Raw genomic sequence first — 8,650 nt, 5'->3', positions numbered from 1 at the left:
CGAGCCCCGACGCAAGAGCGCCTATGAGTATGTCAATCATTGTCTGTTCCTTTCTATGTAGTTCGATGTTCTCATGCGGGATGTTCATTCGGATGGCGGCAAGGGCCTGGAACGCCACGCCGGCGAGGGACGGCGACCCCGATGATATCTGTGTTCATTCGCTCGCCCTCCGCCGGCGGCATGCATTGACGGCTGTATTCGGCTATAACTGCCGTTTTCCCCATCCGTATCAGGAGGGGCACGCCGAACATGAAGGCGATAACGGCCGCCAGCAGCACCCAGAGTTCCGCTCCGTCCCAGAGCATCGGGTCGGCCATCCCTATTCCTCCTGTCCTACTGCATCCTTCCGGAAGAAGAGGTTGCAGTGGCACTTTCCTTCGCCGGCGATCTCGTCCAGGTGGTAGACGCAGGGGCAGGCAATCTTCGCGTCTTCTTCCGGCACGCCTTTCCGGATGCGGCAGGGGCAGTAGCGTCTGCCGTAACGGAGCTGGTTTCTGGCAAGCCCCCGGATGACGGCGTTTCTGACCCGTTCGTCCGGGTTGAGCACGAGATCGTGTTCGCGGGCGTACTCCTCCGCCCAGGCACCGATCTCGTCGACCAGTTCATCTTCGGTCAGGGCCGTCGGTTCGTCTGCCATGCTCCGCTTCCGGTCACTCCTTCTTCTCGTCCGTCTTCTTCGGCACAACCTTCATGCCGCCGCAGCAGCAGCCGCAGTCGCTCTCCGGCGCAAGGAGCCTCTTAATCCTTCCGGCGAGGCCTTCCTTCCGGTTTTTGTCGGTGTCGTCTGTCATAGCGGTACGCTCCACTCTGTTTCAACATTATTTGAAACAAGGTAGGCAACGTTATCACATAAAGGTTCTGGTTCCAAAAAGAGTTGAAGGAGATGCAGGCACGGCGGCATTCGGTGTATAGCCGGGGGTGGCCGGGTTGATCGCCGGCGAGGCGCAGGGGAACTGGATCGTCTACCGGGTCACCGATGACGGAGCGGCGTGGACCGTCTGAGGAGCGGCACAGGGCCGCTCCTCCGTGCAAGGAGCACGGTGCAATATTTACCGTTGCGCCGGATATCCCTTTTTCCCTCACGCCAGCTCGTGCTTCCTGAGGAACTCCCGGACCTGCCTCGACTCGATCCAGCCCCTGTCGAGCTCCCGGACATAACTGTTGATCCGCTCGACCTGCTCCCGGATCTTCTCTACGGCCGTCCCCTCCTCAAGCAGTTCGGTCATGCCGAGGATCACCTGGAGCGGCTGGCGTATGTGGTCGCCGAGGATCGCGAACTGCTCGATGTTCCGCTCGATCTGCTCGAACGCCTGCTGCCGGAGCTGCTCGTTCTGCTTGCGCTCGGTGATGTCCCTGCCGACCACGTGAACCCCGATCACCGACCGGTCACGGACGATCGGGGATTCGTTCAGCTCGAGGAACGCCACGGACCCGTCTTTGCGGCGGAACTCAATCTCGAGCCCCTCGACCGGCTCGCCCCGGGCTATCCTCTTCCGTCCCTCTTCCCACACGGGGAGGGACGAGGGGGCGACGTAGTCGCGGCACTTGCGGCCGATGAGTTCGTCCGGGGTATAGCCGAGGATCCTCATCACCGCCGGGGAGATGTAGGCGATCCCGCCCTCGTGGTAGCAGGTATAGATCATATCGAAACTCTGCTGCGTGATCTCCCGGAACTGTGATTCGCTCTTTTCGAGGGAGTCCCGCGCCTGGAACCGCTCCACCGTCCTCCCGAGACGTCCGGCGATAGTATCTATCAGCGACCGCTCTTCGGCGAGGAACGGGCCTTCGTCCTCCTCGGGCATCTCGCGGAGGTAGCAGACCTCCACCGTCCCGACCGTCTCGGCGTGGGCGACGATCGGAGACGCCTGCCGCCAGGGCGTCTCCCGGAACCGCTCCGTCCTGTACTCGCGCCCGCGTACCGTGATCCTGGCGACGGTGTCCTCCGGGTACTGCCAGCCCAAAGGGAGCACCAGAACGGCGTCGCGGAAGATTGCGTCAAGCGAGATCCCCGGCCGCTCGATGATGCGTGATACCGCGTAAAGGGTCGAAAGTTCTTTTATCCGCTCGTTCAGGTCCTGCGTCCGCTTCCGCAGGGCATCTTCCGCCCGCTTCACATCGGTGATATCCCTCGTAATGACCGCGATCCGGGCGACGGCACCGTTTGCGTCCCCGACCGGGTAGAGAACGGCGTCGTACAGGCGCCCTTCCCATGTATCTTCGAACCGTGCGGCCTTGCCTGAGGCGGCGACCTCGTGGAAGCGGGCCGCGTACGTCTCCGCCATGTCCGGCGGGAGAAGATCACATACATTCGTGCCGAGGAGGTCCTCACGGGAGAGCGCAAACCGCCGGGTCGCCGTCTCGTTGACGTCGATAAGCCTGCCTTCCGTATCGAGGAGAACGATCGTCTCTTCGGGAGCGTCGAGGAGAGCGCGGGCCGTCGCCTCGCTCTCCCGGCGCTCCTCCTCGGCACGCTTCCGGTCGGTGATATCGTAGAGCTGCTCGACGATTAACGCCACTTCCCCCTGTTCGTCGAGGATCGGGCTTGAGCGGCATTCCAGGTAACGGCCGAGTTCGGGCACGAACTTCTCGACAACCTCCTGCTTTCTACTCGCGAGCGCAAGATCCGTCGCGCAGACCGCGCAGGGCCCGGTCCGCCCGATGAGTTCGTAGCACTTCCGCCCTTTCACCTCCTCCGGCGTCATCCCGAGCATCTCGTAGCCGGCACGGTTGTAGCGCAGGATCGTATGGTCCGGCAACTGGACGCCGACGATGTCGCCGAGGCTCTCAAACAGCCCCTCAAGCAGGGTATTCGCCTCCGCGAGGCGGCGGCGGGTCTTTTCTTCCCCGGTGACGTCCTGCTAGGTGACGACGGCACCGGAGATCGTCTCCCCGGTCACGATGGGCGAGGCGGATACGGTAACGTGGGTCTCCTCGTCCCCGGGGTCAGGGATGACGAACCGGCAGGACTCAAGCGTCTCTCCCCTGAGTGCCCGGTGCCCGGGAAGGTCCTCGGGCCTAACCGGCCTGCCGTCGGGATAGCGGAGCGGCGCATCCTGCATCCCCGAAAGTGACCGGGCTATCCGGTTTTCGTCGCCCGGACCCGCCACGATCACCCCGCCGTCGGCGTCGTAGACGATCCCCTGCCTGCCTACGGCGGCGAAGAGCGCATCGCGCTCCAGCTCTGTCCGGACGTTTCGGGCGGCAAGATCCCGGTTCTCGGCGAGCAGGGCATCGATGCCGGCTTTTAACTTCTCCCACGCCCGGGGGTCAGAAGCAGGGTCGGCATCCTGTAACATCCGCAGCAGAACTGCCGGGGACGCATTGGACATGCTCTTCATCTACCACTCCAGCTCCAGTCCGGATATTCGCATACCTACGTTCTCTCCTCTACGTATTCTGCAGGGGAAGCCTCCGTGGCGTCCACACCCATACGACGTTGAGACGTTATTCGTCCCGGCGGCAATACATTTTGTACATATATACTATTTTCCAGATAAAACAGGTTGGCACCGGATTCGCCACTCCGGCGATACAAGCAGGGCATCCCGGTCCGGCCAGTCGCAATCCGGTATCCGGAGGTTCCCGACCGCAACACCGTTTCCTGCAGGATCCCGGGATCGCGTCCGGTGGGAACCGCCCGGACGGGCAGGAGGAGTCCACCGGTCCCGGCGCACGGCACAGCCGCAGCGGAATCAAAACGTACATATAGCGGATAGAAGTATCTCCGCGGTGCGGCTGGAGACCCGCATCGGGCGCGATAATGCACCATCGCAAAAACCATTTTCTCCCGGCGCTTTCCGGCAAAAAGATACTGCCGGCGGCAAACAGCCAGTTTGCGATCATCGCTCCGGAGCTGGGGCTTATATTTCTCTTCATCGCGCTGGTGTCATGCACCCCGCTCCTGGTCGGTCTCTGGTACGGCGAGACCGATCTCCTCCTCCCGATGGCCTCGGCGCCGGCGGGGTTCGGTATCATCGGGGTCTGGCTTGCCGGTATCCCGAAGGCGGAGGGGGAAGCCCGCCTCTCCGTCGCGCTCTCGACGGTCGCCCTGGTCTGGCTCACCGCCGCCCTGATAGGTGCGCTGCCGTATACGTTCGGTCTCGGGCTCTCCTACACCGACAGCGTGTTCGAGGCGATGTCGGGCTGGACAGGCACGGGCCTCTCCCTCCTCCCGTCTGTCGATACCACGCCGAGGACGATCCTCTTCTGGCGGTCGCTGACCCAGTGGATGGGCGGGCTCGGGATCGTCGCGTTCACCATCGCTCTCTCGGGCAGGTCGGGCCTGACCCGGTTCAGACTCTACCGCTCGGAAGGGCGGTCCGAGACGTTCATGCCGAGCGTCGTGGCCACCGGCTTTGAGATGTGGCGGATCTACCTGGTGCTCACGGCCCTCGGCATCGGGCTCGTCCTCCTCTCGGGCATATCCCTCTGGGATGCCGCGAACATCGTCATGACGGCGATATCGACCGGCGGGTTTTCGGTGCATACGGCCGGCATCCTCTACTACGAGAGCCCGTTCCTTGAGATGCTCGTCGTCCCGATCATGATCGCCGGGGCCCTGCCGTTCAAGCTCTACTTCCTCATCTACTACAAAAGGATGTTTCTGCTCCTCGCGGACCGGCAGGCGATCCTCCTCTTCGCGCTCATTCTTGCCGGGTGCACCGTCGTCACCTTCGACCTCGTGTCCATCTCGTCCCTCGCTCCGGCCGAGGCCCTCCGGGAGGGCATCTTCATGACCGTGAGCGGCATCACCTGCACCGGGTTCCAGAACGCGGACCCCGGGAGCTGGTACGGCACGACGGTGATGGTCCTTGCCGCGCTGATGCTGATCGGCGGATCGGCGGGGAGCACCGCCGGCGGCATCAAACTCGGCCGGATCATCCTCGGCCTTGAGATGCTTCGCTGGTGGTTTAAGAGGCTTCATACCGGCTGGCGGACGATCACCCCGCTCCGGCACGACGGACGGCCGATCCTCGAGCACCTTCCGGAGTACGAGGTCTCGAAGAGCATGCTCGTCGTCGTGCTCTTCGTCCTGATGGTCGCGGTCGCCACCATCTTCCTGCTCCATCTCGCGCCGCAGGACGGATTCGACTCCGCCGACGCCATCTTCGAGGTCGTCTCCGCCGCGGCCAACGTCGGGATCAGCACCGGGTTCATGAATCCCGGCACGAGTCCTGCGGCGAAGTGGCTCTTCATCGTCGTTATGTGGGCGGGGAGGCTGGAGATCGTGCCCGTCATCGCCCTGGCGGCCGGGGCGGTACGGAGGGTGTGAAGGCGATGGTCGCGAGCGATCCGCAGTAACGGGGAGAAGGATGTGTCGAACCGGATACCCGGCCCAAAAAAGAGGATGTAATGGTTGAAGGCCTAGTTCTTCCTGCCCTTGTCCTGAACCTTCTCCGCCTTCTTCTCCTGCTTCTTACCCTGAGGCTTGTTCTCCTTTGCCATGAGTGACACACCTCCTTCCCGAGGAGGGATAGATCTGATGTTAACCGGTCAGGATATAAATTTTATGTCCACTCAGCCACTTTTTCCAGGATTCAGGAGAAATCATACGTTTTTGTCGCTCTCCGGCCATGAAGAGATCGAAAGGGCGCTCGAGCGCGGGAAGGGCCGGGGGGCCGGGAGCTTTACGCCCCGCGCCTGATGCCGGAGATCATATAGAGCGCGATCAGCGAGAGTCCCCCGATCACCTCGACACCTATCACGAGGGCCACAACCGGGATCACGCCGGCAACCGCGAGGCCTCCCGTTATCGGCCCGAGCTCGGCCGGTGTCCCCGCAGGCGCCGATCCCGGTTCGGCGAGCCAGTCACAGAAGAGCGCGGCACCGACCGCAAGCATGACGACCGCCATGAGGCTGAAAATGAGCAGTCCCAGGACCTCGGTCTTTCGGAGCGATTTTCCTGCAACGCGCAATGACGCCATTTTTGCACCCCTGCTCTCATGCATATCTCTCACCCCCTGCAGGCCGTCCGGTGCTCACCGGAAGCGGCCGGCAGACGGGGGTCACGGAATCACCCGGCACATATGGTGGATCTCCTTTCACCAGCGTAGAATCGGTGACACGCCGATGCGAATGCAGCGGCCACAATTCTACATGATTGAACATGACAATACTATGAGACAGAGGATGTATTTAATGGTACGCATCCCCCTTCCTTTACACCCAAAGAATCGCGTTCCGGGGAAACGCGATACGCACCCGCGGCCTCATCCGCCGACACCGGCTGCGAGACGCTGCCGCGGGACGTGAGCAGCCTCCCGGCTGGAAAATTCCCGTTTCAAGCGGAATGCTGCGGGGAAGGTTGGAATACACCAAGACTTTTATCCGTTTCTCTCCAACGGATATGAGAATGCCTCGCCTCTACCTCGGAAAGATCCTGCTCCGCTGGTGCGACTCCTGCCACGCTCCCGTGCTCTCCGGGGTCTGCGCCTGCGGCACCCCGACCCGTCCGGTAGCCGTCACGCCGCCGGGAGACGCACGCCCTGCGTTTCCCGACGATGTCGAGCGGGTCAACCGAATATTCAGCGAGCATTTCGGAGCGCCGCTGATACCGGAAGGCCACATTGCGCTCCTCAACAAAGTTCCCGCCGAGGACCGGATGGACGAGATCGTCCTTGGCGGCGCGGTCGTGGGCGCGATCCGCTACTTCCCGGAGGAGCGGCGCTGGGAGCCCCTCCCGCGCCCTGCCGCCGCGGCTTACCTGAAACCGACGAAGCGCTACGTCGTCGTCGACGACGGCGCGATCCCGTCCATCCGCGATTCGGGAGCAAGCGTCCTCGCACCGGGCCTCGTCTCGATCGATCCCGCCGTCGCCGAAGGCGATGAAGTCTTCATCCTGACGAAGGCCGGCGAGTGCATCGGCGTCGGCAGGGCAAAGGTCGATGCGGCCACCGCCGGGACGATGGAGCGGGGGCTCGTCGTCCGGACGCGAAAGAACGTCCGGTCGGTCTGTGTCCCGGGCGAGGCGACGTGGGAGGACGTCGTCGCGGCAAACGAACCGGTCCTCGCGGACTACGAGGCCGCGAGCATCCGGTTCGTCCGGGAGGTCGCGGAACAGAACCCCGAGCGGCCCACGGTCTCCTACTCCGGCGGAAAAGACAGCCTCGCGACCCTGCTCGTCGTCTTAAAGGCGCTCGGCCCGGTGCCGCTCCTCTTTGCCGACACGGGGCTCGAGTTCCCGGAGACCTGCGAGAATGTGGACGAGGTGGCGGAACGCTACGGGCTCGAAGTCCTCCGGGTCTGCGACGAAGAGAAGTTCTGGAAGATGTTCGATGAGAACGGCCCGCCGGCCGTCGACAACCGCTGGTGCTGCACGGTCTGCAAGCTCCACCCCGTCGGCCGCCTGATCGGCGAGCACTGGGGTGAATGCCTCTCGTTCATCGGGCAGCGGAAGTACGAGTCGGTGCGGCGGATGCAGAGCCGGCGGGTCTGGCGGAACGGCCATGTCCCGCAACAGCTCTCGGCGGCCCCCATTCAGCAGTGGACGGCGATGCACGTCTGGCTCTACATCTTCCGCGAGAAAGCCCCCTACAACCGCCTCTACGAGCGGGGGCTCGACCGCATCGGGTGCTTCATGTGCCCCTCGAGCGACCTTGCGACGTTTGCAATCATCGGGGTATCCCACCCCGAACTCCTTGAGATGTGGCACGGCAAACTCGCCCGGTGGCAGGAGAGGCAGGGGCTCTCTCCCGACTGGATCGAGCGCGGGCTGTGGCGGAAACGGGGAGATGCGGATGAAGAAGAAGATAGTTATAATTGATTACGGCCTCGGCAACCTGCGGAGCGTGCTGCGGGGCCTGGAGCGGGCGGGAGCAGCGGCGACGATCACGGCGGACCCGGAGGCGATCGCGTCGGCCGACGGCATCGTCCTCCCCGGCGTGGGGGCGTTCCGGGACGGGATGGAGATGCTCGGCGGCCTGCAGGGTACCGTCCTTGCCGCCGCCGGCGATACGCCGCTCCTCGGGATCTGCCTCGGGATGCAGATGCTCATGGACTCGAGCGAAGAGCACGGCGTCCACCGCGGGCTCGGCCTCGTACCGGGAGACGTGAAACGGTTCGTCCCGGCCGCCGGAGAGAAGGTCCCCCACATGGGGTGGAACACCATCCGCGTCGACCGGGAGACACCGCTCTTTGACGGGCTCCGCGAGGAGGAGTACGTCTACTTCGTCCACTCCTACTACGCGGCGGCCGCACCAGACCACACCCTTGCGAGCACCACCTACATCCGCCCCTTCGCCTCGGCGGTCAACGCCGGGCTCACCTACGGGGTCCAGTTCCACCCGGAAAAGAGCGGTGCGGTCGGGCTGAAGATCCTCGAGAACTTTATCGAGCGGATCTGTTAGAGGGGCGTTCCGGTTTTTTGTCCCCGATGGGGACGGTGCTTTTTTGGTGTGCCGGTGTAGCGGCGGGGTTGAGAGGCTGTCAGGTTTCGATACGCGACTGGCCGAAGGGCAGGAACTCGAGCACCGAAGGTACGAGGTGCGGCAAACATTACAATCGTAACGACCAATAAGCCCGATACACTGGACCGTGGGAGTATCGCCATGGGGGGAACGACGTTCCTGCGGAGCGGAGTTCGAGCACCGAAGGTGCGAAGTGGGGCTGACGGGGAGTGCGATGGGCGGAACGCCCGGAGCTCGACCACCGT

8 protein-coding genes are annotated in these 8,650 nt (G+C 63.5%); 3 read left to right on the top strand and 5 right to left on the bottom strand.

What is annotated here, in order from left to right; all coding sequences use genetic code 11:
* Positions 1 to 319 precede the first annotated feature (319 nt).
* The 4 genes from BRA62_RS02330 to BRA62_RS02315 all read right to left on the bottom strand — a co-directional run bounded on the left by BRA62_RS02330 (position 320) and on the right by BRA62_RS02315 (position 3,296).
* Positions 320 to 637 carry a ferredoxin-thioredoxin reductase catalytic domain-containing protein gene (locus BRA62_RS02330; RefSeq protein ID WP_292364514.1) on the bottom strand — a complete coding sequence of 106 codons (318 nt, stop codon included), beginning with the start codon at positions 635 to 637 and terminating at the stop codon, positions 320 to 322.
* 13 nt (positions 638 to 650) lie between these two features.
* Positions 651 to 791, bottom strand: coding sequence for a hypothetical protein (locus BRA62_RS02325; RefSeq protein WP_292364512.1), 141 nt, complete (start codon positions 789 to 791; stop codon positions 651 to 653).
* Between the two features lie 288 nt (positions 792 to 1,079).
* Positions 1,080 to 2,804 carry a PAS domain S-box protein gene (locus tag BRA62_RS02320; RefSeq protein WP_292364515.1) on the bottom strand — a complete coding sequence of 575 codons (1,725 nt, stop codon included), beginning with the start codon at positions 2,802 to 2,804 and terminating at the stop codon, positions 1,080 to 1,082.
* Positions 2,805 to 2,858: 54 nt separating this feature from the next.
* A complete protein-coding gene (locus tag BRA62_RS02315) occupies positions 2,859 to 3,296 on the bottom strand; it encodes a hypothetical protein (protein ID WP_292364511.1) in 438 nt (145 codons plus the stop codon).
* 464 nt (positions 3,297 to 3,760) lie between these two features.
* Here BRA62_RS02315 and BRA62_RS02310 point away from each other — a divergent pair, with 464 nt between their 5' ends.
* Positions 3,761 to 5,272, top strand: a complete 1,512-nt coding sequence (locus BRA62_RS02310; RefSeq protein WP_292364510.1) for a TrkH family potassium uptake protein — start codon at positions 3,761 to 3,763, stop codon at positions 5,270 to 5,272.
* A gap of 355 nt (positions 5,273 to 5,627) precedes the next feature.
* On the opposite strand, the gene BRA62_RS02305 is transcribed toward BRA62_RS02310, so the two are convergent.
* Complete coding sequence (locus BRA62_RS02305) at positions 5,628 to 5,924, bottom strand: hypothetical protein (RefSeq protein ID WP_292364509.1); 297 nt, start codon at positions 5,922 to 5,924, stop codon at positions 5,628 to 5,630.
* 428 nt (positions 5,925 to 6,352) lie between these two features.
* On the opposite strand from BRA62_RS02305, the gene BRA62_RS02300 reads away from it, so the two are divergent.
* The gene (locus BRA62_RS02300) at positions 6,353 to 7,762 is read left to right on the top strand and encodes a phosphoadenosine phosphosulfate reductase family protein (protein ID WP_292364508.1); all 1,410 of its coding nucleotides are present in this window, start codon (positions 6,353 to 6,355) and stop codon (positions 7,760 to 7,762) included.
* Positions 7,737 to 8,345, top strand: a complete 609-nt coding sequence (gene hisH, locus BRA62_RS02295; protein ID WP_292364507.1) for an imidazole glycerol phosphate synthase subunit HisH — start codon at positions 7,737 to 7,739, stop codon at positions 8,343 to 8,345. The genes BRA62_RS02300 and hisH overlap by 26 nt, the downstream gene beginning before the upstream one ends.
* Positions 8,346 to 8,650 lie beyond the last annotated feature (305 nt).

This window comes from Methanoculleus sp. UBA208 (assembly GCF_002498065.1).
Classification (GTDB): Archaea; Halobacteriota; Methanomicrobia; order Methanomicrobiales; family Methanoculleaceae; genus Methanoculleus.
The sequence above is the reverse complement of the archived record's forward strand: the minus strand, read 5'-3'. Positions and strand labels throughout refer to the sequence as shown.